This window comes from Sphingopyxis granuli NBRC 100800 (genome assembly GCF_001591045.1).
In the GTDB taxonomy this organism is placed as follows: Bacteria; Pseudomonadota; Alphaproteobacteria; order Sphingomonadales; family Sphingomonadaceae; genus Sphingopyxis; species Sphingopyxis granuli.
This window is the reverse complement of the sequence record NZ_BCUA01000006.1, coordinates 69401-93595: the sequence shown is the minus strand read 5'-3', so window position 1 is coordinate 93595 and position 24195 is coordinate 69401. Positions and strand designations below refer to the sequence as shown.

Here is a 24195-nt window from a genome sequence, read left to right as displayed (position 1 = left end):
CCATGGTCTGCCGTTTCCTTCGGCGCGGCGCCGATTTCGAGTCCCGGCATGGATGCTGAAACAAGTTCAGCATGACGAAGGTGAAGGGCGGGCGCTACCCCCGGAACTGCAGCGCTTTCCTACAATATCGGGGCATGATAGCCCTTTCGCGATGCGCCGCTCCGTTCGCCCTCTCTCCTCCCTTCCGCCACGGCTTCAACCCGGCTCAGGAGACGAAATGGAGGAGGATGTCGTGTGACTTTCGTATACTTTGAAATAAAATGTCGCGGGTGATTCGCCATATGTCGATTCGGCCCTATTCGTCACCCACCCGCACGAACCGCATGGTGCCCTCGGCGCGATGCAATGTCAGCCCGCGCTCGGTACGCTCGGCGCACGCCCCGTCGAAATCGACGACTCCGATGTCGTTGGGTTCGATGATCACGCGCAGCTTGCCGCCGTCGGCTTCGGTCAGGTCGAAGCGCGGCGCGGTGATGCTGTAAATCGGCTCGCGCACCTCGATCCAGCGCGGGATGCGCGGGTCGTCGTCGGGCATCGTCCAGCCGTCATATTGGGTGTAGCCGTCGATCGGCGCGCCGCTGTCGAAACCGATCGTGAAATCGACACCTGCGATGGTCCGGCCGTTCGGCCAGGTGACGAGGATGGTGGGCACCGCGCCGTCGATCTCGCCGGTCTTGCCTTTCGACATCGTCGGCGGCACCGGCTTGGGGTCGGTGGTCAGGCAGATCATGTCCCCGCGCGCTTCCCAGCGCCCCTCGGCGCGTTCGTCGAGCGCGCCCGCAGCGAGCCCATATTGGAAACGCCCGTCGTTCCTTATCCGCAGGCCGCCGCCAACGTCGGGGCCTTCGGCAAGGCCGTATTCGCCGATGAGCAGTGAATCCTGCGCGGCGACGGGCGCGCCGATCAGCGCGAGGGCAAAAAGGGAGTTTCGCATTGTCCGCTCTTGCCTATGCGATGGCGGCGGCGCCAGCCCCTTTCCACTCGCCCCGCACCCTGCTAACCGCCCGCGCCATGTCCCAGAACCGTCCCGACCGCCGCACCTTCGCCATCATCTCGCACCCCGACGCGGGCAAGACCACCTTGACCGAAAAGCTGCTCGTCGCGGGTGGCGCGATCCACATGGCGGGCGAGGTGAAAGCGCGCGGGCAGGCGCGGCGCGCGCGCTCCGACTGGATGAAGATCGAGCAGCAGCGCGGCATTTCGGTCACATCGTCGGTGATGACCTTCGAGCATGCGGGGCTGGTCTTCAACCTGCTCGACACGCCGGGGCACGAGGATTTCAGCGAGGACACCTATCGCACGCTGACCGCGGTCGACAGTGCGGTGATGGTGATCGACGCCGCCAAGGGCATCGAGCCGCAGACGCTGAAGCTGTTCGAAGTGTGCCGCTTGCGATCGGTACCGATCGTCACCTTCATCAACAAGGTCGACCGCGAAGGTCAGTCGCCCTTCGAACTGCTCGACGAGGTCGCCGACCGGCTCGCGCTCGACGTCTGCCCCATGAACTGGCCGGTGGGGATGGGCGGAACCTTCTCCGGCCTCTACGATCTCGTCGAACCGTCGCTCGCAGTCCCGGGCAAGGAAGCCTCGCGCGCGTTCGAGGGCGAGCGGATCGCGCTCGCCGGCCATGACGATCCGAAGCTGGCGGCGGCGGTCGACTCGCGCGCGCTCGACCAGTTCAACGAAGAGATCGAACTGGCTTCGGCGGGTTATGCGCCCTTCGACGCGGCGGCTTATCGCGGTGGCGACCTGACGCCAGTCTATTTCGGGTCGGCGCTCAAGGAGTTTGGCGTCGTCGACCTGCTCGCCGCACTCGCCGCGCATGCGCCGGGGCCGCAGCCGCAGCCCGCCGAGCCTGCGCCCGTGTGCCCCGACGACGATGCCGTCACCGGCTTCATCTTCAAGGTGCAAGCGAACATGAACCCCGCGCACCGCGACCGCATCGCCTTCATGCGCCTGTGCTCGGGCAAGTTCGAGCGCGGCATGCGATTGACGCAGGGCGGGACGGGCAAGGCGATCGCGATCAGCCGCCCGATGCTGTTCCTTGCGCAGGACCGCGAAATGGCCGAGGAGGCGTGGCCCGGCGACATCATCGGCATTCCCAACCACGGCACGCTGCGCGTCGGCGACACGCTGTCGGAACGCAGCGACATCACTATCACCGGCCTGCCCAATTTCGCGCCCGAAATCCTGCGCCGCGTCGCCTTGGTCGATCCGACCAAGACCAAGCAGCTCCGAAAGGCCCTCGACGACATGGCGGAGGAGGGGATCATCCAGGTCTTCTATCCCGAAATCGGGTCGAACATGATCGTCGGCGTCGTCGGCCAGTTGCAGCTCGACGTGCTGATCAGCCGTCTCGAGGCCGAATATAAGGTTGAAGCGAAGCTGGAGGCATCGCCGTGGGACACGGCACGCTGGATCGCGAGCGACGATCCGGCGGCGCTCAAGGCTTTTCAGTCGGACCATCGCGGCGCGAGCGCGGCTGACCGCGACGGCGCGCCGGTGTTCATGGCAAAGGACGCGTGGGAGGTCGGCTATGTGACGCAGCGCCACCCCGCCATCCGCTTCACCGCGACCAAGGAGCGGCGGTTCGCCGACGCGGGTTGATCGCCCGCAGCGATTCCGCCACCATGACGTCACGTTCGACCATGGGTGGGGAGGGATGGATGCGCGCTTTGGGAATGATCGCCGCGGCGGCGCTGATGAACGGAACGCCAGCCGGGGCACAGCCTGCGATCGAACTGCCGATCGCGCCGGGTTTCTGGACCAACGACACCGAAAAATGCGCCACGGTGCATCACGGCTATGTCTTCGACGGAACGCGCTGGGGCGCGCTCTATTATTATGGCCCCAACGGCAGCATGGGCCCCGCCGCCGAACTCGAACCGATCACGCAGACGCGCGCGGAGCCGGACGGCTTCACCCAGATGCAGTTCGGCGGCTACGACGGCGCGGGCTATTTCCGCATCAAGCGGGTCGAAACGGATCGCGCGCTTTACCGCGTCGGCGCACCTTTTCGGGACGAGATTCAGGAAATGGACGAGCCGCTGATCCGCTGCGATTTCAAGGCTATGTCACCGAAGATGCAGGTGGCGATCCGCCGCTTCGCGCCCGCGCTGGCGGTCAGATAAGACTGAGCAGGTCACTGGGTGCGGCGAGGGCTTCCTCCTCCTCTTCCCCCTCGAACTTGCTCAGCGTCACCCCCAGCAGGCGGATGCCCTGCTCGACGGGCAGCAGCGGGGCCAGGATCGCCTCGCCCACCGCGAGCAGCGCCGCGCCGTCGCCGATGGGGAAGGGGACCGATTTCGCCCGCGTGATCGTCCGGAAATCGGCGTAGCGCAGCTTGAGCGTTACCGTGCGGCCGCGTGCATGGCGCTTGGCGGCGCGGTCCCAGACGACGGTACAGACATGCGCAAGCGCCTCGCGGATCTCGACGTCGGCGATCAGGTCGTGGAAGAAGGTCCGCTCGCCGCCGAGCGACTTGAGCGGCCGGTTCGACTTGACGCGGCGATGGTCGATCCCGCGCGCCAGATTGTGGAGCCATTCGGCGCTGTTGCCGAAATGGCTGGCGAGCCACGCCCTGTCCTTCGCCGCCAGATCGGCACCGGAAAAGATGCCGAGCCCCTCCATCTTCGCCGCCGTCACCGGGCCGATGCCGTGAAAGCGGCGGATCGACAGCGTCTGGACGAACGCGGCGCCCCGGCGCGGCGGAATGACGGTCAGCCCGTCGGGTTTGTTCTGGTCGGAGGCGAGCTTGGCGATGAACTTGTTGTAGGAGACGCCGGCCGACGCGGTGAGGCGGGTCTCGGCGCGGATACGGGCGCGGATCGCACGCGCCGCGGCGGTCGCGCTGCCCAGTCCGGCCTTGTCGCGCGTGACGTCGAGATAGGCCTCGTCGAGCGCCAGCGGCTCGACCTCGTCGGCATAGTCGCGAAAGATGGCGCGGATCTGGTGTGAAATCTCGCGATAGGCGTCGAAGCGCGGCGGGACGAAGAGCAGGTCGGGGCAGCGCCGCCGGGCGGTGACGCTCGGCATCGCGGAGCGGACCCCGAATTTTCGAGCCTCATAAGAAGCGGCGGCGACCACGCCACGCCGCGATGAGCCACCGACCGCAACGGGCTTTCCGCGCAAGGCCGGGTCGTCGCGCTGCTCGACCGAGGCGTAGAAGGCATCCATGTCGACATGGATGATCTTGCGCACCGGGCCGCCTGCGCCCTCCGCACCGCTGTCGCTGCCCTCGCTCACGCGCCCATCCTATCATGTTGCCATGATGTTCTCAATCGCGGCGCCGGCCCGCGGGCCGCGCCCGATCCGATGTCGACGCTTGACGAATGCGGGCCGAAATGGCAATCGCCGCCGACCTTGGAGACGCGGGTATAGCATAGTGGTAATGCTCTAGCCTTCCAAGCTAGCTAGGCGGGTTCGATTCCCGCTACCCGCTCCAGAGGCTCTTCCGAGGACGTCCGGCAACGTCCAGAAAACGGCTGATTTCTCCCATTTTTTATGCTATCACCGTCCGTGTTGATACGGGCGTATTTCGTCGCACCCCGACAATTTGGGGGTATATTTGATGGTATGTCCGAGGCAGTCATGGAAGAGATACCATCATGCTGACGGCGGTAGCAGTCAAGGCGGCGAAGGGCCGCGATAAGCCATATAAGCTGGGTGATTCGGGCGGGCTATATCTTCTTGTGACCCCTGCGGGGCGACGATGTTGGCGGATGAACTACCGCTTTCTTGGAAAGCAAAAGACCCTGTCCTTTGGCGCTTGGCCCGATGTTGGCCTTGCCGGAGCCAGAGCCAAGCGCGACGAAGCTCGGCAATTGCTGGCCACCGGGCGCGATCCAGCCGAGCAGGCCAGGCTCGAAAAGGCGGCAGCGAGCATAGCGGCGGCAAACACATTCAAAGCCGTCGCAGAGGAATGGCTGGCCAAGGTCACGAAGGAAGGCCTCTCGCCGGCCACGCTCAAGAAGAACCGCTGGCTGCTGGACTTCTCCTACCAGTTTATCGGGCATCGGCCGATTGCAGAGATCAAGCCGTTCGAATTGCTGACCCTGCTTCGCAAATATGAAACGAAGGGAAAGCACGAAACCGCTCTTCGCCTGCGAAGCATATGCGGTCAGGTTTTCCGCTATGCGATCGCCACTGTTCGAGCGGACCGCGATGTCGCCGCCGATTTGCGCGGGGCGCTGATTACACCGAAGGTGACGCATCGCGCCGCCATCACCACACCAGCAGGGGTTGGCGCGTTGCTGCGCGCGATAGAGAGCTATGAGGGCCATCCGTCCACGCTGATCGCGCTGCGCCTCTTGCCCCATGTTTTTGTTCGCCCCGGCGAACTTCGCCATGCCGAATGGAAGGAGTTTGATCTCGACAAAGCAGTGTGGACGATCCCCGGGAGCAAGATGAAAATGCGCCGGGCCCACAAGATTCCGCTTTCCCGGCAGGCTTTGGAAATCATCGCCATGCTGGAATATGATGCCAGCCCGAGTCCGTATCTTTTTCCTTCGCTACGCTCGGCCAGTCGCCCCATGTCGGAAAACACCATCAACGGCGCGCTCCGTCGTCTCGGCTACGCGAAGGATGAAATGACCGGGCATGGTTTCCGCGCGATGGCAAGCACCTTGCTCAACGAAATGGGTCGCTGGAATCCCGATGCGATCGAAAGGCAACTCGCTCACGCCGAAGGCAACGCGGTGCGTCGCGCCTATGCCAGAGGCGAATATTGGGACGAGCGCGTCCAGATGATGCAATTCTGGTCGGATGAACTCGATCGTTTGCGGGAGAACGTAGAGTCCGCAAAGAATATGGAGCCCGAGAAACTAGCCGTGGGTGCAAGGCGTTTGGGCGGACCGCTCGTCAGTCTGGATAGGTCCAACGATCCACGGCTGCAATGGATTCGATCACGCTCTTCGGGTGTAAAAGCGGATCGTGACGGTCGACCGCAATCTCCGCCCAGTTGAGCCATTGCGCGATGGTCTTGCCCTCGATCACCATTCCCATGTCGAGGTCGGCCTCACGCATGGCCGCAACGAAGCGTCGCAGCAGCGACGTTTCACGCCATGCTGCGGCATGTTCGGCGAGCTGCCGGAAGCGATTTTTATCCGAGCGTCGCTGCGCTTCCTGTTCGCTTTGCTGCTTCATCCTCATTTCAGAAAGACGCCTGCGTTCCTCCCGCGCTTCGCGTTCGGCAGCGAGAGCGGGGAGCGCCAAGATCATGGTCGCGACAATGTCGCTGGCAAACTGTTCCATGCGATAGGTTGAACCCTCGCACCACTTGCGGCGGAAGCCTGAAGGCATCCAACTTGTCATCTCGAATATGAGATTGCCCGTCGCTTCGAGATCGCGGCGAACGACGTCATCCCCTTTGGGTCGAATGTCCCAGGAGTCAGGCATCGTTGACGTCTTGATCCGTTTCATTCGGTAGCGAAGCTGAAACACGATTGCATCACAGCCCGAACGTGCCGTCAGTTCGCCGCGCTCATTGCGGCTTACCGCCACTCTATGCGTCTCGAGACTCTGGCAAATAGCATTGAGAACGCAAAAAAGGCGCCGATCAGCATCGTTGAAGGGCGTTATCTTCTCCCACGCGCGGTTGCCGCAGTCATAATATTCCTCGCCGGCGCGTATATCCGCTTTTCGGCAAGCGATACGCTCGGCGATGACCGGGTGCGGATGAAACAGCCGCTCAGAAATTCGAACCGGCGGAATCTTTGCCTTGTGCCGATCGACCTGCGATTTGGGCGTCGCGGGAGGGGCCAACAAGTCCGATATGCGAAAAACGATCGCATCCGCGCCTCGATTTCCGGATGGAAGCGGCGGTCTTGCACCAACCTGCTTGCCGAATGCGAGCTTGTTCCAATGGCCCCGGAGCGGCCGCGGAATCGCCTCTCGCTTGCACAGGCTGGCAAGCCGTTGGTCGGTAATCCCAAATTCTTCTGCAAGGCGTGTCATCGGCTTCTGCCAGACGAGATCGTAAAGTTCTTGCCGTGTTATCGTCGCTTCATCGTTCATGGCCTCGCATTCTCCTACTCCTTCCAACGATGCGCGGCGGTGCATTTTTTGTTTGGTTTCGGGCTTGGATGATTGGGGTGTAGATTGTCAGCACCCAATAAATTTGAACAAAATTTACGGGAAATCCTCCGTCGTGCATCGTTGGGGTGAACGGGAGCGAAAAAGTCGAATGACGTGAACCGGGAGAAGCGCGCGCAGATCATGGCCTGGGTGGGGCGGGAAATCCTGCCGCACGAAGCGGACGTGCGCGCCTGGCTGCTTCGCACCCTCGATCCCGACGACCTGGAAGACGTGATACAGGAAACCTATTGCCAGATCGCGGGCCTGAAAGGCGTAAGCCATATCGCCAGTGGTCGTGCCTATTTCTTCACCGCCGCGCGCAGCATTGTTCTCATGCGATTGCGCCGCGCGCGCGTGGTCAGCATCGAATCGGTTACGGAGATCGAGAACACAGGCATCGCAATGGACGAGCCGACACCCGAACGGGTTGTCGCCGCCCGGCGCGAACTGGAACGGGTGCAGCGTCTTATCGAGGAGCTGCCCGACCGCTGCCGAAGGATTTTCGAGCTTCGCAAGGTCGATGGACTGTCGCAGCGCGAGGTTGCCGAGCAGCTTGGCGTTACGGAATTTGTGATCGGGAATGAAGTTGCCAAGGGCATGAAGCTGATATTGCAGTCGATAGCCGATGGCGATCGCAAGACCGCGCGAGCAATGGCAAGAATGGGATATGATGAGCGAACGCGAAACAGCACAAGCGATCAATGATCGCGCGGTCGAGTGGGTCGCCCGCATGGACCGCGAGGGCCACGACCCTGCCGTGCGCGCCGAACTCAAGGCGTGGCTCGCGGGTGATGATCGCCGTCGCGGTGCCTATTTCCGTGCCAAGGTTGCATGGAACATGCTCGACCGCGCGAGCGTCCTTCGCGCCGGACAACCGCCAGCTTACGAGGTGGCCGCCGCTGGCGGCGGCTGGTTTTCAAGGCGGCGTGTCATACTGGGCGGCGGTGCCGCCGCCGCCGCTGCCGCCGCATTGGTGGTCGGCCTTCCGCGCATGGATTTCTTCGCTGCGCCGGATGAGCAAATCCAGACAGCGATAGGAGAAATCCGGCGCGTGCCGCTAAGCGACGGCTCGCTTGCCGCCGTGAACACGCAAACCGCGCTCGACGTGACCATGAAGCCGAAGCTGCGCCAGATCGCGCTCAAGGGCGGCGAAGCATGGTTTCAGGTTGCCAAGGACCGGGCGCGGCCTTTCCTGGTCGAAATCGGCGACGTGCGCGTTCGCGCGGTCGGCACGGCCTTTTCCGTCAGGCGGGAAGCGAACGGCGTCGATGTGCGAGTGACCGAAGGCGTCGTCGAGGTGTGGCGCGTCGGGGACGAAGCCAATATCCGCCGCGTCGAGGCGGGAACGCGCGCCTTCATCGCACCCGACAAAGCCGTGGTGTCCATTGCCGGTGCGAGCAAGGAAATCGACAATGCGCTGGCATGGCGCACCGGCCAGCTCGTGTTCGACGGGGACACGGTTGCCGAGGCGGTGGCCGAGTTCAACCGCTACAATGTCCGCAAGATCGAGCTTTCCGACGCGGCGCTCGGCCAGAAAAAGATGATTGGCCGCTTCCGCACCAACGAACCCGACGCTTTCGCGCACGCCGTTGAGATACTGACGGATTCTCGCGCCGTCATCACCGCCGACCGGATCATCCTGTCGTCGGATTGACGGATTTTTTCAGAAAAAATTACAAAAAAGTCTCGCTCAAGCATCGTTGTCCATGTGAGCCCGAATGATCGGGCCGGATTACATGGGGGAGGATAATATGCGGTATCGCGATCTTCGCGGCGCTCTCGCGTCTTCGGCGGCAATTTGTGCGGTGGCGGTTGCGACGCCCGCGATGGCGCAGACCAGGAGCTTCGACGTTCCGGCGCAATCGGCCGCCACCGGCATCCCCGCACTCGCGGAGCAGGCCGACATTCAGATTCTTGTCAGCGAAGAAGCGGTGCGCGGCAAGACCATCCGCGCGATCAAAGGCTCGATGACCGTCGATCAGGCCGTCCGCCGCGCCGCCGCTGATGCGGGGCTGCGCGTCGTGTCGAGCGACGGGCGCACCTGGGCGCTGGCATCCGCAATCTCGGCCAACGCGGGGAACGCCGCGACGTCCGCCAGCGATGATGGCGGTTACGCTGCCAACGAAATCATCGTTACCGCGCAGAAGAAAGCCGAATCCATCCAGAATGTTCCGATTTCGGTGTCTGCCTTTTCAGCGAAATCGCTTGATGAGCAGAAGGTGGAAGGCGGGTCGGAACTGGTTCGCGCGGTGCCGAACGTATCCTTCTCCAAAACCAACTTCGCGAGCTACAATTTCTCGATCCGGGGCGTGGGAACAAAGGCGCTTTCGGTCGCGTCCGACCCCGCCGTGGCGATCAGTTTCAACAACACGCCGCTGATCCGCAATCGCCTGTTTGAGCAGGAATACTTTGATGTCGAACGCGTCGAGGTGCTGCGCGGTCCCCAAGGCACGCTGTACGGTCGCAACGCAACCGGCGGTGTCGTCAACATGATCCCAAATATCGCCGATCCTGATAAATTTGAGGGCGACCTGCAACTGGAAGCCGGCAACTACGGCAGCATGCGGGCGAAGGGTATGCTCAACGTGCCCCTCAGCGACACGCTGGCGGTGCGTGTGGCAGGCGCCTGGACCAGCCGCGACGGCTATGACTTCAACACGGTGACGAATCGCCGTGTAAACGGCCGCGACCTTTGGTCGACGCGCACCAGCGCCGCTTGGGAGCCGAGCGACAGCTTCCGTGTCAACGCGATCTGGGAGCATTTCAACGAGAATGACGATCGATCGCGAACCGGCAAGCAGCTTTGCACCCGCGATCCCGGGCCAACCTCCATCGGCGGTGTGGACCTCACCAACGATGCAACAATCAGGCTCAATGTGTTGGCGCGCGGTTTGTTGAGCCAGGGTTGCCAGGATAGTTCGTTATATAGCGATGATGCTTTTGGGGCGCCGAACGGCTTTGCGCTTCCTAATATTACAGCGGCGGCCACGGCGATCGGTCTTGGGCTCGACCCGAACTTGGATACTAGGACTCCCTCAGGCTACACGCTGCTGGATCCGACCAAGGATCCTTACGCCAGCATTGCTCAATCACGCAATTTAAGGCACATTTCTACTACTTATGATCCCACGTTCCGGGCCAAAAATGACGTGTTCCAGCTGAACGCAGAGCTTTCTCTAGGCCCGAGCATAAAGCTTTATTCTCAGACTTCCTATACCCGAGATAATTATAACTCTACGCAAGATTATAATAGGTTTAGTCTTGGCCCCGTCATTAGAGATTCCTCCGTTGCGGTAGACGCGATTGGAAATACGCTGCCAACAGCCGGAATAAGTCCGGGAGGGGTTTTTCTCGATCCTCAACTGGGGCCATCGGACACAATCCTTGGTGTCGATCAGGTCAAGTCACGGAGCAGCCAGTGGTATCAGGAATTGCGCCTCCAGTCAGCGTTGGACGGGGCAATAAATTTTGTCCTGGGTGCAAATTATTTAGAGTATAAAATTGATGAAGATTATTATGTTTTCAATAATCTTTTCACGGCAGCGGCCCAAGGTATTTTTGCTGGAACCCAGTCTGGATACCCGATCAGAACGTGTGAAAATTATGTATCAGATTTTTTCGATCCCTGTGTATATGTTGATCCTAATCCGCTGAGTCAAATAAACGGAGACGGTCATAACTATTTCCGTAGCAGGAATATAAATAAGACAAGATCAAAAGCGGTATTCGGCGAGGTTTATTGGAATTTATCCGACAATCTGAAATTAACCACGGGATTGCGGCTTACCGAAGACAAAAAGGTCGCCACGCCGATCAATACACAGCTTCTCCTTGGCGGAGGAATTATCTCCTCGGGGTTTGTGAATTTTGGCTATCGGGTGTCCCCCGACATCAAGCAGAAGTGGACGAGACTGACGGGGCGTATGGTCTTGGATTGGAAGCCCAATATCAGTTTCACCGACAGCACCTTGGTTTACGCGTCCTATGCTCGCGGCTATAAGGGCGGTGGCGCCAACCCCCCAGGAATCGACGGAAACCCGGAACTGTTGCAGTTCTTTCCCCTACCAACGACGTTCCGGCCAGAAAGCGTCAATGCTTTTGAAATAGGAATGAAGAATAGTTTTGGCGGCGGGAAATTCACGCTGAATGCCAACGCGTTTCTGTACGATTATACCGATTATCAGGTGTCACAGATCGTCGACCGATTGGCCCTCAACGAGAACTACGATGCGAAAATGTGGGGTGCCGAACTGGAGCTGGCGTGGCGGCCAACGTCACGTTTTCGGGCGAATGCTAATTTCGGATATCTTGGCACGCGAATCGACAATGGCATGAAATCGATAGACGTCATGAACCGGACGCAGGACAATCCGGATTGGGTGTTGGTCAAGTCATGGCTGCAACTGGCTTCCAACTGCGTCGCTCCCAAAGCGTTGGTGGAACAGGTCATCAACAACTCGCTGTCTGTCGATTATCCCGCGCTTGGGCTGCTACCGCTCTGCGGGGGGTCCTGGTATGGTGACTACAGGGAGGGATCGCTTAATTCGATCCTGTATGGCTTCACCTATGATCCGGCGACCGATGCGCCCAATCAAGGCAGGGGCTTTGATGCCGATCTTGGCGGAAACGAACTGCCGAACGCACCGCATTGGACCGTCAATCTGGGGGCGCAATATACGCTGCCGATCAATGACTGGGACATCACCCTGCGCGGCGATTATTATCGTCAGGCCAAAAGCTGGGCGCGAGTTTATAATACGGAGATCGACCGCCTGAAATCATGGGATAACGCCAATGTGTCGCTCACGGTCGAGCGGCCGGACAGCGGGCTGGCGTTCCAGTTCTACATCAAGAACCTGTTCAACAAGACGCCGATCACCGATGCCTTCCTGAACAGCGATGACAGCGGCTTGACCGCCAACGTCTTCACCCTCGACCCCCGGATCATCGGGTTCAGCATCGCCAAGAAGTTCTGATCCTCTCCGCCCACTCCACTGGGGGATAACCTCGGGCCGATGTCTGTTTGCTCCCGAGCGAACATCGGCCCGGTTTTTCGAGGATCGGCGGGCATCGCAATCTCCCCTCACTCCGGAGAAAACTGGGCCGGCGCTCGTTCACACCCCGACAGCGGGCGTCGGCCGATTTCTGAAGGACAGGAATATGACAAGATCGATTGTGGCACCGGCAATCATGTTTGCAGCCGCAGTCGTTGCGGCCGCTTCGGGAGGGGGCGCGGCCGCAGCATCGCAGGGGAGCGGCGCCTCCATAATCGGTCTGTGGTCGACCGGTAGCCAGGGCGGGCGTGTCGAGCTTTATCGTTGCGGTGCGGCCATCTGCGGCAAGGTGGACGACGCCGCTCCCCTGCGGGCCAACCCCGACCATCGCGACGTGAAGAACCCCGACCGTGCGCTACGCGAAAAGCCGCTGCGCGGTCTGGTCGTATTGCAGGGATTCACCGGGGGACCGGCCGAGTGGAAGGGCGGCCCGCTCTATGACCCGGAGACGGGCGAAAGCGCCGCCAAGGGCGTTTTGACCCTGCGAGCCAATAGAAAACTGGAGGTGAAGGGTTGCAAGGCGGCAATCTTCTGCCGCACCAAGGTTTGGACGCGCGTGCGCTAAGCCTTACAGCGGAATTTCTTGTCGAAATCCAGAAGGCGGACGAGCTGCCCGCGATCGACGGCGCGCTCGAAGCGATCGCGCATGAAATGGGTTATCGTTACTATGCGATGATCCATCACGACGACCACCGCACCGGCTTGCCGGGCCTCATCAACATGAACAACTATCCGCCCGACTATGCTGTCGAATATTTCGCCGGCCTCTATCATCGCGACGATCCCGTCGTTCATGCCTGCATCGCGGCGAACGCCTGCTTTACATGGCGCGAGATCGGCGACCTGATTGAACTCGGGCCGCGGCACCGGGCCTTTCTCGAACGGGGAGAACGCTATGGCGTCACCAACGGCATCACCGTCCCGGCCTTCGTGCTGGGCGAGCGCAGCGGATCGTGCAATTTCTGTAGCCCGCGCAGGCCGGGAAGCTTCCGGCACCATCTCGACGCCGTGCATTCGATCGGCGGTTTCGCCTTCCAGAAAGCCCGGCGGATCGTGAACGGCGGCCATCTGCGCCGTGTGCGCGTCGCTCGGCTCATGCCGCGCTACCGCGAATGTGTCGTTCTCGCCGGACAGGGCAAGAGCAACACCGACATTGCGACCATCCTCGGTTTGCAGCCGGGGACGATCAAATCCTATATCGAGGCGGCTTGCGGTCTTTACGAGGTCAGCAACCGCACCCAGCTCGTCATCGCCGCGATCCTCGACGGCGAGGTCGGAATCCACGAAATCGCCCCGCGGCAATACCGCCGATTGGCAGGATAAAAGTCGCAATCGCCTTTCGCTTTCCTTGCGGGACCAAACGCAAGGGAGCGACACTATGATCCATATCGTCGAAGGGCTAGGCACCCCGGCCGACCAGTCCTTACTCGAATCCATGTTCGAGGACCGCAAGCGGCTGTTCATCGACCTGCTCGACTGGGATTTGACCGTCGTTGACGACCGCCTTGAGGTCGATCGCTTCGACGACGCCTATGCCACCTATATCATCGCCGCCGATCGCGCAGGGCGTCATCTGGCGTCGATGCGGCTGCTGCCTTCGATGCGGCCGCATCTTCTCGGCACCTTGTTCGAGCGGCTTTGCACCGACGGCGTTCCCGTCGGCCCCGACATATTCGAGATCACCCGGCTTTGTCTGCCGCCCAACCTGCTGCGGCCCGAACGGCTGCGGCTGCGCGACGGGCTTATCCGCGCGATGGTCGATCATGCGCTCGATCGCGGCATCAACCGTTTTACCGGCGTCGTCACCGCGCGCTTCCGCGAACAGATCCTCGCTATGGGCTGGCAGGGCGAGGCGCTCGGGCCGGGGCAGGATTTGGGTGGCGGTCGTCTCGGCGCCTTCGCCGTGACGATCGAGCCGGCGACGCCCGCCCATCTCGAAGCGAACGGCCTCCATGCGCTCCCCGCCTTGCCGGTGGGAACGATCGCGGCGGGGTCGGCGGCATGACCGGGTCTTTCTCCCCCGATAGCAGGCTCGACCGCGACGGATTTTGCATCATCCGTAATCTGGTCCCGGCCAGCCAGATCGACGCGCTGGATTCCTCGCTCGACTATGATTGCGCGGCGACGCCCTATTGTGTCGGCGACTTCTTCGGCGAGCGAACCAAGCGTTTCGGGCGGCTGCTCACCCGCGCGCCCGCAACCCGCGCGCTGGTGATGCACGACACGATCCTGGCGCTGGCCCAAAGCGTCCTGTCGCCGAACTGCGACCGCATCGCGCTCAATCTCACGCAGGCCGTGGAAATCCACCCCGGCGCGCTCGCGCAATATCCGCACCGCGACCATGACCTATGGCCCGCGATCAAGGGCGGGCATCAATTTCAGGTGAATGTCATGTGGCCGCTGTCGCCCTTCACGAAGGAGAACGGCGCAACCCGACTATGGCCGGGCAGTCACCGGCTCACCTATGACGGCGACACAAGCGAAAGCGCGGCGATCGCGGCGACCTGCGAACCCGGCGATGCGCTGGTATGGCTTGGCGGGACGCTGCACGGCGCGGGCGCCAATGTCAGCGATGACCTTCGACGCGGGATCATCGTCAGCTATTGCCTTGGCTGGCTCAAGCCGTTCGAGCTGCAATGGCTGGTCTATCCGCCCGAGGTCGCGCGGCACTTCGACCCTGAACTGGCGGCGCTGGTCGGCTACGCGCAGCATCGCCCCAATCTCGGTAACGTCGAAGGGCGCTGCCCATCCTGGCTGCTTACGGGCGATGGGCCCGATCATGTCGCCGCCGTCGATGCGCTGCGGCCCGATCAGGCCGACGCGCTTCGCGCCTATGTCCAGACGCAGCGCGGCGACAGGTAGCGGTCATGCCGGCGATCGAGATGCGCGCGGTGCTGCCGCCCGGAAGCTGGCGCGACGCGCGCGCCTATGCGGCGCTCGCCGCCACCGGCGCGCGCGGCCTCGCATGGGAGTTGCTGCGCCGCGATCCCGACTATCCCGGCGGGGCCGATGCGGGCGACGGCCCGCTGATCGCTGCCGATGCCGCGTTCACCGCGCGTTGGGGGCTGCACTTTCGCCGAGGAACCGGGCCGCTCTGCGTCCGCCGCACGGCTCCTATGGTCGGCCGCGCTTGATCCGTCGGTGCTGCGCGCCCGACCCGCGCGGGGCGCAGCCCGCGCCGATGCCGCGCCTTCGCTCGCAACCTGCCTCGCCGTCGTCGGGGATAAGCAGCTTCATACCGTCATCGGCGGCGTTCATCACGGCGTCCGCGTCGACATTGCGAGTAGCGTTGAGCCGTTGCCGCTCGACCGGTTGATATTCCCTTTCACCGTCGCCGTCGCGCCGAGGCAGCTTGCCGAGTTCCGGCGCCTGGTCGGCCTCACACGCGGCCAGCCGCTCGCGGCGGTGACGCCGCCGCGCCTTTACCGCGTCGTGCTGGCCTTGCGCGTCATCGACGCCTTGGGCGAAGGGGCGTCGCTGCGAACCATCGGCGAAGCGTTCGTTCGCGCGGGCGACTGGCCCGGTCGCGGGGAGTCGACCAAGTCCGCCGCGCGGCGTCTCGTAGACTTCGCCCACCGCCTATGGACGGGCGGGCCTGCGGCGATTCTATCCGGCGTGCTCCGACCTCACTGACTATTGCGGTCGTCCACCGGATATTCGCTTTCGTCGAACAGAGCTTGCGGGCGAATATTCAGCGCCTCGCAAAGACTCCAGATGGTGAGCAAAGTCGCGTTCTGCTCGCCTCGCTCAATCAGCCCGACATGCGCGCGATCGACGCCCATCCGGACGCCAACTTCTTCCTGACTTAAACCGGCCGCGATGCGGTAACGGCGGGCATTGCTGCCGACAAGTTTTCTCACGTCCATCCATAGGTTAGAGGACAGTCGGGCATTTTGATGCTACGTATTATAATACTCGCAACAATAGGCCCTTGATTGATGACCATATCCTTCCTGAACAGGTGCCGGTGCGGGATTGCCGAACGCGCTCCCGATGCTTCCGTCCTGACCGATTACGACCGGACCCATATACTGACCTATGCGCGACTGCTTGATGCCGAGCGCGATGATTATGACTGGACCGATGTGGCAATGGAGGTGCTTGACCTCGACGTCGCGGCCGATCCCGGCGGCGCAAAGAACTGCTGGCAATCCCATCTCGACCGCGCCCATTGGTTCGTCGATGGCGGCTTTGCCACATAGGCGCCCATCCCCGGCGGATTGAAGCGGCCCGACCCTTCCAGAGGTGTCGGAATCCGCGATCCTGATTCCGACACGTTCGCGGGCGTGAACCGCGCGCCATCCTCACTCTTTCGCCGACACGGCGCGACGGAGCGAGAGACAGGATGGAGAGCGACGACAGCATCGAGCGGGCGAAGGAAGCCAAGCGCGGCTCCCCCTTCCTAAGTCCGAAGCAGGCCGCCCATTATCTCGGCGTCTCGCTGCGGACCTTGCAGGTGCATCGCACGCGCGGCACCGGGCCGCGCTTCCGCCGCCATTGCCAGCGCATCCGTTATCATATCGACGACCTCGATAGCTGGTCGATCGGGCAGGACGGAGCGCCGGGCAATGACTGACCCAGCATCGGCCAATCGGCGGCGGTTCGGCCGATGGGCGATCGGCTGCGGCGGCCTCGCGGCGGCGCTCGCCGCGACGTTGCTGGTCGATCCGCGCCCGCGCCTTGTCTGGAACGCCAGCGCCAGCGCGCCGGTCGGCCTCTATGCGGTCGGCGAGGCCGCGCCGCTCACGCGCGGCGACATGGTGATTGCGCGGGTGCCGGGCGAGTTCCGGTTGTTCGCGGCGCAGCGCCATTTTCTTCCAGCGAACGTGCCGCTGGTGAAGCGCGTTGCCGCCGCGGCGGGCGACGAGGTGTGCGCCGCTGGCCCGCGCGTGACGGTCAACGGCCGTCTTGTCGCGCGCCGTCTCGGTCGCGACAGCGCGGGGCGGCCGATGCCGTGGTGGTCGGGGTGCGCCGAGCTTGGTCCGGGCGAGTATTTCCTGTTGATGGCCGACAGCACCGCGTCGTTCGACGGGCGCTATTTCGGCGTGAGCCAAGCTCCGGATATTGTCGGCAAGGCGCGGCTCTTATGGCAGCGGTGAGGATCGCGCTCTTGGTATTCGTGCTGGTCGCGGCAACGCCCGTCCGGGCTGAATCCGTCGATCGCTGGCGCCCCTATATTGCGGAAGCGTCGGCACGCACCGGTGTCCCGGTGGAATGGATCGAGCGCGTGATGCGCGCCGAGAGCGGCGGGCGTACAACATTGAACGGCCGCCCGATCATCAGCTCGGCCGGGGCGATGGGTCTGATGCAACTCATGCCTGGGACATGGGCCGACATGCGTGCACGGCTTGGCCTGGGAAACGACCCGCACCATCCTCGCGACAACATCTTGGCGGGAACCTATTATCTGCGGCTCATGTATGACCGCTTCGGTTATCCGGGGCTGTTCGGCGCCTATAACGCCGGACCGGCGCGCTATTCCGCATACTTAGCCGGCCGTTCCAATCTCCCGAGCGAAACGCGTGGCTATCTTGAGGCCACTGCCGGGACGCGGTCGGCAGAGCGCATCGGACGACAACCCAGCGATGGGCTATGGAGGGACGTTTTCGTCGGTCGTGCGCACAACGCCGTTCATCAGTCCCAACGAGCCTTCCTAGCCGATGAGAAGATGGCGGCGCACAACACCGAGTCGAATGGACCGGTCCGACTCTTTTTGATCCAGCCTCGCCATGGATCGGAGCCATAGAATGGACAACCCGCGGATGTCTTGGGCAAAGCTATTTGCCATAAATCACGCCTGATTATCGGTCTGGAACTTGCATTTATTGCGCATAATCTCATCCAGACGAGCCACATTTAATGTGGAAAAGCTGTGGATAACTCTCTAGAGAATAATGCGCCTGCTTCGGGCGGCAGGAGGCTGCTTAGTGACATTTGTGATTACCAGTTGCACCAACCGTAAGCGACGGCCTGTTTCGCCCCAACTTCGCATGATGTCGTTGGCGAGCGCCAGGCTCGATGAGGTTGCGCGAGACTGGGGGCGTCGGCTCGAAAATGAGTCAGAACGCTTTCTCGCTTCTGAGATTTATGGGGGGAGAAGCTTTCAGGAAGCACGCACTGCGGCGACCGCGATCAATGCGCAATTGCTTGTCGTTTCTGCGGGCCTAGGGCTCGTTGATGCGGGTCAGCGCGTGCCACCTTATGCTTGTACCGTGCTCGTTGATGCTGAAGATAGTGTACGCGCGCGCGTGGTCGATGGCTTTGAGATCCCCAAATGGTGGAAGGCGTTAAGGGCAACATCGCCGTTCGCTCGTCCATTGGAAGACAGGCTTTCCGGTCAATCGGGTCTGATTTTGGCGGCGCTGTCGGACGCCTATCTCGATATGCTTGCGGACGAACTGGTGGCCCTGCCTCAGAAGCTGTTGGGGCGTCTGCGTATCTTTACCAGAGCGCCCGAAGCCCGGATTTTGCAGGCCTTGCGTCCCTTCGTGATGCCTTATGATGATCGGCTCGATGGGCCCGACAGCCACATGCGGGGGACACGGAGCGATTTCGCGGCGCGGGCGCTTCGCCACTATGTCGACCTTGGCTTGGGTCGATCAGAAGCGACGTCGACAGACAAGGACGCCGACGTCATACGGGCGGCAATTTCAACGTGGCAGTTCCCAGCGAAATTTGAACGAAAGCGTCTCGATGATGCCGCCATAATCTTGCTTCTCGAGGAGCATTGGGATCATGCGGGCGGCAGCGGGACAAAATTGCTGCGCTATTTTCGGGATGAACTCGACATCGCCTGCGAACAATCGCGGTTCGCCGGATTGGTGCGCCTGGTTCGGGAGAAACGCTCATGAGCGCCCGCGAGACATTGAAGGTTCGCGCCGTTCGAGCCGAGCAAGGCCAAGGCGTCGGCGTCTTCGCTTTCTTTCTCTATGGCGCCGACATCCACCGGATCGCCGATATCAGCCGAATTCGCCGCGAAGATCAGGAACTCAAAGGGTTCCAGCGCAGAGAAATCCGCGACCATGTGAAGGAAATCACGGCCTTTCTGGATAGTGGCCCGGTCCTTTTTCCCAATGCAATCATCTTGGCTTTATCACCAGAGATCGATTTTGCCTCGGCGCGTGGACGATCCCCGGGTAATATGTGCGAAGTGGGTGATGCGGGGACACTCAGCATTCCGATTTATCCCGAAGGCCGGCGGGCCGCCTGGATCGTCGATGGTCAGCAACGCTCGCTTGCACTAGCAGCCGCGAAAGACCCCTCGATTGCGGTCCCCGTTATCGGTTTCATCTCCGATGCGCTCGACATCCAGCGGGAGCAGTTCATTCTCGTCAACAAGGCCCGCCCGCTGCCGACGCGCCTCATCAACGAACTGCTTCCCGAAGTCAGCGTGCTTTTGCCGCGCGATCTGGCCGCGCGAAAATTGCCCAGCGCCCTGTGCGAAGCACTGAACACCGATCCGCATTCGCCCTTTCATGGCCTTATCAAGCGCGAGTCTGACCGCTCGGGCATTGTCACCGACAACGCGCTCATCGAAACGATGAAGGCCAGTCTTAGGACACCGGCGGGCGCGCTCGGCCAGTTTAAAGGCAATGGCACGGGGAGCGATACCGAAGCGATGTACGAAACGCTCCTCCTCTATTGGGGAGCGGTGAAAGATGTTTTCCCCGATGCTTGGGGGATTCCGCCCTCGCAAAGCCGCCTCATGCACTCGGCCGGCATCCGCGCCATGGGCGCTCTCATGGATACGCTGATCCTGCGGGTCGATGCGGCCGCCGACAAGCGTGCGGCCATCCGCGCCATTCTGGGGAGGCTCGCGCCTCATTGCCGCTGGACTGAAGGCAGTTGGGATGGCCTGGGTCTCGAATGGAATGATGTGCAATCTACGTCGCAGCATATCTCGCGACTGAGCGACCATCTGATGCATCTTGAGCGCGAGCTCGCGCGGGTCGCGCCATGAAGTTCATCTTTGCCGACAGCCTCGATTATGTAGACCCGGCTTTCGATTTTGTCGCCGACCGCAGCGCTGCGGACCGCCAGCCCTATTGGGATGACGCCTATCCGCACGAGATCCTGGGATATGCCCCCTATGATGGCGTGCTCGTCTCACGAGGGATAGTGGGCGACCATCGGGTCAAAGGCAAATATACCGCCAGCCAGGCGCGCCGTTTCAGCCTGGTCGGCGTACGCAAGTTCATGCGTCTCGACAAACCCGAATTCGCGCATCTCGACATCTTCGGCGACTGCGGCGCCTTCACGTACGTTCAGGAAGAAAAGCCGCCCTACACCCCATTGGAAATGGCTGAGTTTTACGATGAGTGCGGTTTTACCCACGGCTGCTCGGTCGACCATATCATCTTTGATTTTGATCCCGCATTGGAAGGCATGAATGGCGGGAGTGAAGATGCGAAGCAGCGCTTCGATATCACCCTCGAGAACGCCGATGCGTTTCGCCGGGAGGCACGCGCCATGGGCGCTGATTTTGAACCGCTTGGCGTCATTCAGGGATGGTCCCCCGGGAGCATGGCCGAAGGGGCCCGCCGCCTCGTCGCGATGGGCTATGACTATCTGGCGCTCGGTGGGATGGTGCCGCTCAAATCCCCTGAAATTAAGCGCTGCCTGGCCGCCATTCGAGATGCCGTACCGGCAAGCACGCGCCTTCATATCCTAGGATTTGCGAAAGCCGACGATATCGACAGCTTTCATGGCTATGACATCGCAAGCTTCGATACGACCTCGCCGCTGATCCGTGCCTTCAAAGACGCCAAACAAAACTACTATCTTCCCGGCGAGGATCTAGCCCTACGCTACTACACGTCGATCCGTGTCCCGCAGGCGATCGAAAATCCCAAGCTGCAGCGGGCCGTGAAAAAGGGCCAGTTTCGCGCCGAAGACCTCCTGCGTCTCGAAGGCCTTGCGCTAGACTCGCTCCGGGCCTTTGATCGAGGCGAGGCAGAACTCGAAGAAACACTGCGTCACGTCTTGGTTTACAGCGCGCCGCTGGTCGAAGAACGCGCCTTTGAGGACTGTGAAGGCAGCACTGCGCTCGCGCGCCTAGAGGAGCGCTACCGCATAACACTTACCGAACGACCATGGACGCAATGCTCCTGCGCCATCTGCCGGGATGCGTCCATCGATGTCATCATTTTCCGGGGCAGCAATCGCAACAAGCGACGCGGCATCCACAACCTCGCCGTCTATAAAGACCATATTGAAAGACTGGACCTCAAGCGTGCCATTATCCGACCCGATGATCTTCAATGCCGTCTGTGCCCAGCAGAGTCATGAGCATGTCGTCCTTAGCTTTGCCGCAAGGGCGTCAGATGTTCTTCGCTTCGCGAGCATCGACCGCATCGGACGTGACGAGAATGGCGAACTCAGCGGATTTCAGCGTCCGCAAGTGGCAGCCCATATTCGCGAGATTCGGGATTATCTCGAAAAGCCCAATTCGGTGTTGCCCAATCCAATCGTCGTCGCCTTCATCGAAGGCGTTGATGTCGAATATCTGGAGGGCGGGCTCGCCCGCTTGTCGATCGACATGAGCAACGGAGCGCCTGGCCTCGTCGTTGACGGTCAGCAGCGCCTTACGGCACTTGCCGAGGTGGGGCGCGATTTTCAGCTCTTTGTGTCGGCCCTCATCTGCCGCGACGAGGCCGAACTGCGCCGGCAATTTGTTCTGATCAACAATAGCAAACCGCTGCCCAAGTCCCTGATTTACGAATTGCTGCCAACCGTTGACGATCTTCCAGCGAGGCTCGGTCGGCGCTCGGAAGCCGCAGACCTGACGGCCAGGCTCAACTTTGAGGCCACGGCGCTGAAAGGATATATCAAGCAGCACACCTGTCCGGAAGGCATCATCACCGACACCGTGATGCAGAAGATCATCATGGAATCGCTCAACAATGGCGTGCTGCGCGATCTCAGCCACGGCCAGAAAGGCGCCGACAAATGTGTGCGCCTCATCTCCAATTATTTTGATGCCGTGAAGCGCGTTTTTCCCGAGGCATGGCATGGTCAAAGCCCGGTCTCTTCCCGCCTTCTCCATGGCGTCGGCATTCAAGCCATGGGCGATGTTATGGAGGTCCTCGCACAGCGCGCCAATGCCCGGACGATCGAGGAGTTTTACGACGGGCTGCAGTGCCTGAAAGGCAAGACAGCCTGGACGGATGGGGAATGGGAATTCGATGGTGAAACAAGGCGCTGGAAGTCGCTCCAGAATGTCAATCGCGATGTCGCCCTACTCAAACATTATCTCGTCACGATCGTAAAAGCTGACCAGCGCCGCCGCCGTAAAGCTCAGCCCGTACCGCTCTTTGAAACAAGCGAGGGGGACGCATGAGCTATGCGGTGAAAGAGATATTCAAAACCCTCCAGGGGGAAGGCGCACAAAGCGGCCGTGCGGCAGTCTTCTGCCGCTTCGCGGGATGCAATTTATGGACCGGGCGTGAAGTCGATCGGGCGACGTCGGTGTGCAGTTTCTGCGACACGGATTTTGTTGGCATGGATGGAACGGACGGCGGTCGATTTGCGGACGCGGAAGCGCTTGGCGATGCAATCGAGCGGGCTTGGAACGGGGGGCCTGGCGGCCGTTATGTCGTGCTCACGGGGGGAGAACCCCTGTTGCAGGTGGATGCCGCATTGGTTGCCGCTCTCCACGCGCGCGGCTTCGAGATCGGTGTTGAAACGAACGGCACGCAGGATGCCCCCGAGGGTCTGGATTGGATTTGTGTATCGCCCAAGGCGGATGCGCCGGTCAAATTGACCCGCGGGCACGAACTCAAGCTCGTATATCCGCAGCCCAAGGCTCCGCCGGAAGCATTCGCGCACCTCGAATTTGATCATTTCTTTCTTCAACCGATGGACTCGCCCGAGGCCGACGCCAATCTCGCCGCCACTATAAAATATTGTACCGAAAACCCGCGCTGGCGGCTGTCGCTCCAGTCGCACAAAATGATCGGAATCCGCTGATGTTTGAACTCAGCAAGCAATTTCGTTTTGACGCTGCTCATACCCTTGATCGGTCGATCCAGACCGAATCAAGCCGTCGCATCCACGGCCATAGTTATCGTGCCGAAGTCACTGTTCGCGGACGGCCTGATCCGGCGAGCGGCATGATCGTTGATTTGGGGATATTGGAGCAAAAGATGGAAGAGGCTCGCGATGCGCTCGACCATCGTTTTCTCGACGAGATCAACGATCTGGGACCAGCCACAATGGAGAATCTTTCGCGTTGGATATGGGGGCGATTGCGACCTGAAATATCCAATCTGCACCGCGTAACGGTTTACCGCGATTCCAGTGCTGAAACCTGTTCCTATTGGGGCGAGGAGATAGACGCATGAGCAATGATAAGGGCGCGCTCATACTCTTCTCCGGCGGCCAAGATAGTGCGACATGTCTTGCTTGGGCTCTCGACAATTTTGAAACGGTCGAAACGGTCGGTTTCGACTATGGTCAACGCCATCGGATCGAGTTGGAAGTCCGTGCGGATTTTCGCGCGAGGGTTATCGACCTGAAGCCTGAATGGGCGGGACGGCTGGGCCCGGATCACATGCTCGACCTCTCCATTCTCGGACAGGTCAGTGACACGGCACTCACGAGCGATGCAGAAATCTCCATGCGCGCGGATGGGCTGCCGAATACCTTTGTTCCAGGTCGCAATCTCCTATTCTTCACCCTTGCAGCAGCATTGGCCTATCGTCGGCATCTAAGACACTTGGTGGGCGGTATGTGCGAAACCGACTATTCGGGCTATCCCGACTGCCGCGATGACACGCTGAAATCGCTCCAGGTGACCCTCAACCTCGGCATGGGGAGCCGCTCGGTACTTCACACCCCACTGATGTGGATAGACAAGGCTGCCACATGGCAGATGTCTCGAAACATCGGCGGAGATGCACTGGTCGATCTCATTCAGGAGCATACCCACACCTGTTATAACGGCGAGCGGCGGGTACGACACGAATGGGGTTATGGCTGTGATACTTGCCCCGCTTGCGAACTTAGAAGAACTGGCTGGAAACAGTTCAAATCGGTTGAAATTAACGAATGATATATGTGACCTTCG

General features: G+C 61.2%; 27 protein-coding genes and 1 tRNA gene. 24 read left to right on the top strand and 4 right to left on the bottom strand.

Annotated elements, in window-relative coordinates; all coding sequences use genetic code 11:
* Nucleotides 1-295: 295 nt before the first annotated feature.
* Nucleotides 296-934 (bottom strand): hypothetical protein, encoded by a 639-nt coding sequence (locus SGR02S_RS03090; protein ID WP_067105546.1) that lies wholly within the window; start codon nt 932-934, stop codon nt 296-298.
* A gap of 77 nt (nt 935-1011) precedes the next feature.
* On the opposite strand from SGR02S_RS03090, the gene SGR02S_RS03085 reads away from it, so the two are divergent.
* Together SGR02S_RS03085 and SGR02S_RS03080 are read left to right on the top strand one after the other, a co-directional pair.
* On the top strand, nt 1012-2607 hold the full coding sequence (locus SGR02S_RS03085) for a peptide chain release factor 3 (protein ID WP_067105545.1): 1596 nt from the start codon (nt 1012-1014) through the stop codon (nt 2605-2607).
* 59 nt (nt 2608-2666) lie between these two features.
* Nucleotides 2667-3131 (top strand): hypothetical protein, encoded by a 465-nt coding sequence (locus SGR02S_RS03080; RefSeq protein WP_156482949.1) that lies wholly within the window; start codon nt 2667-2669, stop codon nt 3129-3131.
* On the opposite strand, the gene dinB is transcribed toward SGR02S_RS03080, so the two are convergent.
* On the bottom strand, nt 3124-4245 hold the full coding sequence (gene dinB / locus SGR02S_RS03075) for a DNA polymerase IV (RefSeq protein WP_067105542.1): 1122 nt from the start codon (nt 4243-4245) through the stop codon (nt 3124-3126). The two genes, SGR02S_RS03080 and dinB, sit on opposite strands and share 8 nt — an antisense overlap.
* 125 nt (nt 4246-4370) lie before the next feature.
* Between dinB and SGR02S_RS03070 the strand changes: the two genes are divergently transcribed.
* Together SGR02S_RS03070 and SGR02S_RS03065 are read left to right on the top strand one after the other, a co-directional pair.
* Nucleotides 4371-4444, top strand: a tRNA-Gly gene (locus SGR02S_RS03070).
* Between the two features lie 160 nt (nt 4445-4604).
* Complete coding sequence (locus SGR02S_RS03065) at nt 4605-5963, top strand: tyrosine-type recombinase/integrase (protein WP_082796920.1); 1359 nt, start codon at nt 4605-4607, stop codon at nt 5961-5963.
* Here the strand turns inward: SGR02S_RS03065 and SGR02S_RS19940 are convergent.
* Entirely contained in the window at nt 5860-7014 is a 1155-nt protein-coding gene (locus SGR02S_RS19940; RefSeq protein WP_156482948.1) for a hypothetical protein, read from the bottom strand. The two genes, SGR02S_RS03065 and SGR02S_RS19940, sit on opposite strands and share 104 nt — an antisense overlap.
* Before the next feature lie 174 nt (nt 7015-7188).
* On the opposite strand from SGR02S_RS19940, the gene SGR02S_RS03055 reads away from it, so the two are divergent.
* The 9 genes from SGR02S_RS03055 (at nt 7189) to SGR02S_RS20690 (ending at nt 15761) form a co-directional block, all read left to right on the top strand.
* Nucleotides 7189-7779, top strand: a complete 591-nt coding sequence (locus SGR02S_RS03055) for an RNA polymerase sigma factor (RefSeq protein ID WP_218000097.1) — start codon at nt 7189-7191, stop codon at nt 7777-7779.
* The gene (locus tag SGR02S_RS03050) at nt 7742-8728 is read left to right on the top strand and encodes a FecR family protein (RefSeq protein WP_169799624.1); all 987 of its coding nucleotides are present in this window, start codon (nt 7742-7744) and stop codon (nt 8726-8728) included. Before SGR02S_RS03055 ends, SGR02S_RS03050 begins: the two co-directional genes overlap by 38 nt.
* 97 nt (nt 8729-8825) lie before the next feature.
* The gene (locus SGR02S_RS03045; RefSeq protein ID WP_218000096.1) at nt 8826-12050 is read left to right on the top strand and encodes a TonB-dependent receptor; all 3225 of its coding nucleotides are present in this window, start codon (nt 8826-8828) and stop codon (nt 12048-12050) included.
* A 184-nt stretch (nt 12051-12234) separates the two neighbouring features.
* Nucleotides 12235-12693 carry a DUF2147 domain-containing protein gene (locus SGR02S_RS03040; RefSeq protein ID WP_067105539.1) on the top strand — a complete coding sequence of 153 codons (459 nt, stop codon included), beginning with the start codon at nt 12235-12237 and terminating at the stop codon, nt 12691-12693.
* Nucleotides 12675-13451 carry a helix-turn-helix transcriptional regulator gene (locus SGR02S_RS03035; protein WP_067105538.1) on the top strand — a complete coding sequence of 259 codons (777 nt, stop codon included), beginning with the start codon at nt 12675-12677 and terminating at the stop codon, nt 13449-13451. Before SGR02S_RS03040 ends, SGR02S_RS03035 begins: the two co-directional genes overlap by 19 nt.
* Before the next feature lie 55 nt (nt 13452-13506).
* Nucleotides 13507-14133, top strand: coding sequence for an acyl-homoserine-lactone synthase (locus SGR02S_RS03030; RefSeq protein WP_067105537.1), 627 nt, complete (start codon nt 13507-13509; stop codon nt 14131-14133).
* Complete coding sequence (locus tag SGR02S_RS03025; protein WP_067105536.1) at nt 14130-14990, top strand: phytanoyl-CoA dioxygenase family protein; 861 nt, start codon at nt 14130-14132, stop codon at nt 14988-14990. Before SGR02S_RS03030 ends, SGR02S_RS03025 begins: the two co-directional genes overlap by 4 nt.
* Before the next feature lie 5 nt (nt 14991-14995).
* Nucleotides 14996-15262, top strand: coding sequence for a transcriptional regulator domain-containing protein (locus SGR02S_RS03020; protein ID WP_067105535.1), 267 nt, complete (start codon nt 14996-14998; stop codon nt 15260-15262).
* On the top strand, nt 15168-15761 hold the full coding sequence (locus SGR02S_RS20690) for a DNA -binding domain-containing protein (protein WP_082796918.1): 594 nt from the start codon (nt 15168-15170) through the stop codon (nt 15759-15761). Before SGR02S_RS03020 ends, SGR02S_RS20690 begins: the two co-directional genes overlap by 95 nt.
* Here the strand turns inward: SGR02S_RS20690 and SGR02S_RS03010 are convergent.
* Nucleotides 15755-15994 carry a helix-turn-helix domain-containing protein gene (locus SGR02S_RS03010; RefSeq protein ID WP_067105533.1) on the bottom strand — a complete coding sequence of 80 codons (240 nt, stop codon included), beginning with the start codon at nt 15992-15994 and terminating at the stop codon, nt 15755-15757. The two genes, SGR02S_RS20690 and SGR02S_RS03010, sit on opposite strands and share 7 nt — an antisense overlap.
* A 72-nt stretch (nt 15995-16066) precedes the next feature.
* Here SGR02S_RS03010 and SGR02S_RS03005 point away from each other — a divergent pair, with 72 nt between their 5' ends.
* The 11 genes from SGR02S_RS03005 to queC all read left to right on the top strand — a co-directional run bounded on the left by SGR02S_RS03005 (nt 16067) and on the right by queC (nt 24180).
* Entirely contained in the window at nt 16067-16330 is a 264-nt protein-coding gene (locus SGR02S_RS03005) for a hypothetical protein (RefSeq protein ID WP_067105532.1), read from the top strand.
* Between the two features lie 143 nt (nt 16331-16473).
* A complete protein-coding gene (locus SGR02S_RS03000) occupies nt 16474-16704 on the top strand; it encodes a helix-turn-helix domain-containing protein (RefSeq protein WP_067105531.1) in 231 nt (76 codons plus the stop codon).
* A complete protein-coding gene (locus SGR02S_RS02995) occupies nt 16697-17227 on the top strand; it encodes a S26 family signal peptidase (RefSeq protein ID WP_067105530.1) in 531 nt (176 codons plus the stop codon). Before SGR02S_RS03000 ends, SGR02S_RS02995 begins: the two co-directional genes overlap by 8 nt.
* Nucleotides 17215-17874 (top strand): lytic transglycosylase domain-containing protein, encoded by a 660-nt coding sequence (locus SGR02S_RS02990; RefSeq protein WP_082796917.1) that lies wholly within the window; start codon nt 17215-17217, stop codon nt 17872-17874. Before SGR02S_RS02995 ends, SGR02S_RS02990 begins: the two co-directional genes overlap by 13 nt.
* A 244-nt stretch (nt 17875-18118) precedes the next feature.
* A complete protein-coding gene (locus SGR02S_RS19935) occupies nt 18119-18979 on the top strand; it encodes a hypothetical protein (RefSeq protein ID WP_156482946.1) in 861 nt (286 codons plus the stop codon).
* Nucleotides 18976-20088 carry a DGQHR domain-containing protein DpdB gene (gene dbpB, locus SGR02S_RS02980; protein WP_067105528.1) on the top strand — a complete coding sequence of 371 codons (1113 nt, stop codon included), beginning with the start codon at nt 18976-18978 and terminating at the stop codon, nt 20086-20088. Before SGR02S_RS19935 ends, dbpB (SGR02S_RS02980) begins: the two co-directional genes overlap by 4 nt.
* Nucleotides 20085-21416: a tRNA-guanine transglycosylase DpdA gene (gene dpdA / locus SGR02S_RS02975; RefSeq protein ID WP_067105527.1), complete on the top strand. Its 1332-nt coding sequence runs from the start codon at nt 20085-20087 to the stop codon at nt 21414-21416. Before dbpB (SGR02S_RS02980) ends, dpdA begins: the two co-directional genes overlap by 4 nt.
* Nucleotides 21379-22467 (top strand): DGQHR domain-containing protein DpdB, encoded by a 1089-nt coding sequence (gene dbpB, locus SGR02S_RS02970; RefSeq protein WP_067105526.1) that lies wholly within the window; start codon nt 21379-21381, stop codon nt 22465-22467. Before dpdA ends, dbpB (SGR02S_RS02970) begins: the two co-directional genes overlap by 38 nt.
* Nucleotides 22464-23096 carry a 7-carboxy-7-deazaguanine synthase gene (gene queE, locus SGR02S_RS02965; protein ID WP_067105525.1) on the top strand — a complete coding sequence of 211 codons (633 nt, stop codon included), beginning with the start codon at nt 22464-22466 and terminating at the stop codon, nt 23094-23096. The genes dbpB (SGR02S_RS02970) and queE overlap by 4 nt, the downstream gene beginning before the upstream one ends.
* A complete protein-coding gene (locus SGR02S_RS19485; protein WP_082796916.1) occupies nt 23096-23470 on the top strand; it encodes a 6-pyruvoyl trahydropterin synthase family protein in 375 nt (124 codons plus the stop codon). The genes queE and SGR02S_RS19485 overlap by 1 nt, the downstream gene beginning before the upstream one ends.
* A complete protein-coding gene (queC, locus tag SGR02S_RS02960; protein WP_067105524.1) occupies nt 23467-24180 on the top strand; it encodes a 7-cyano-7-deazaguanine synthase QueC in 714 nt (237 codons plus the stop codon). The genes SGR02S_RS19485 and queC overlap by 4 nt, the downstream gene beginning before the upstream one ends.
* The last annotated feature ends 15 nt before the right edge of the window (nt 24181-24195 follow it).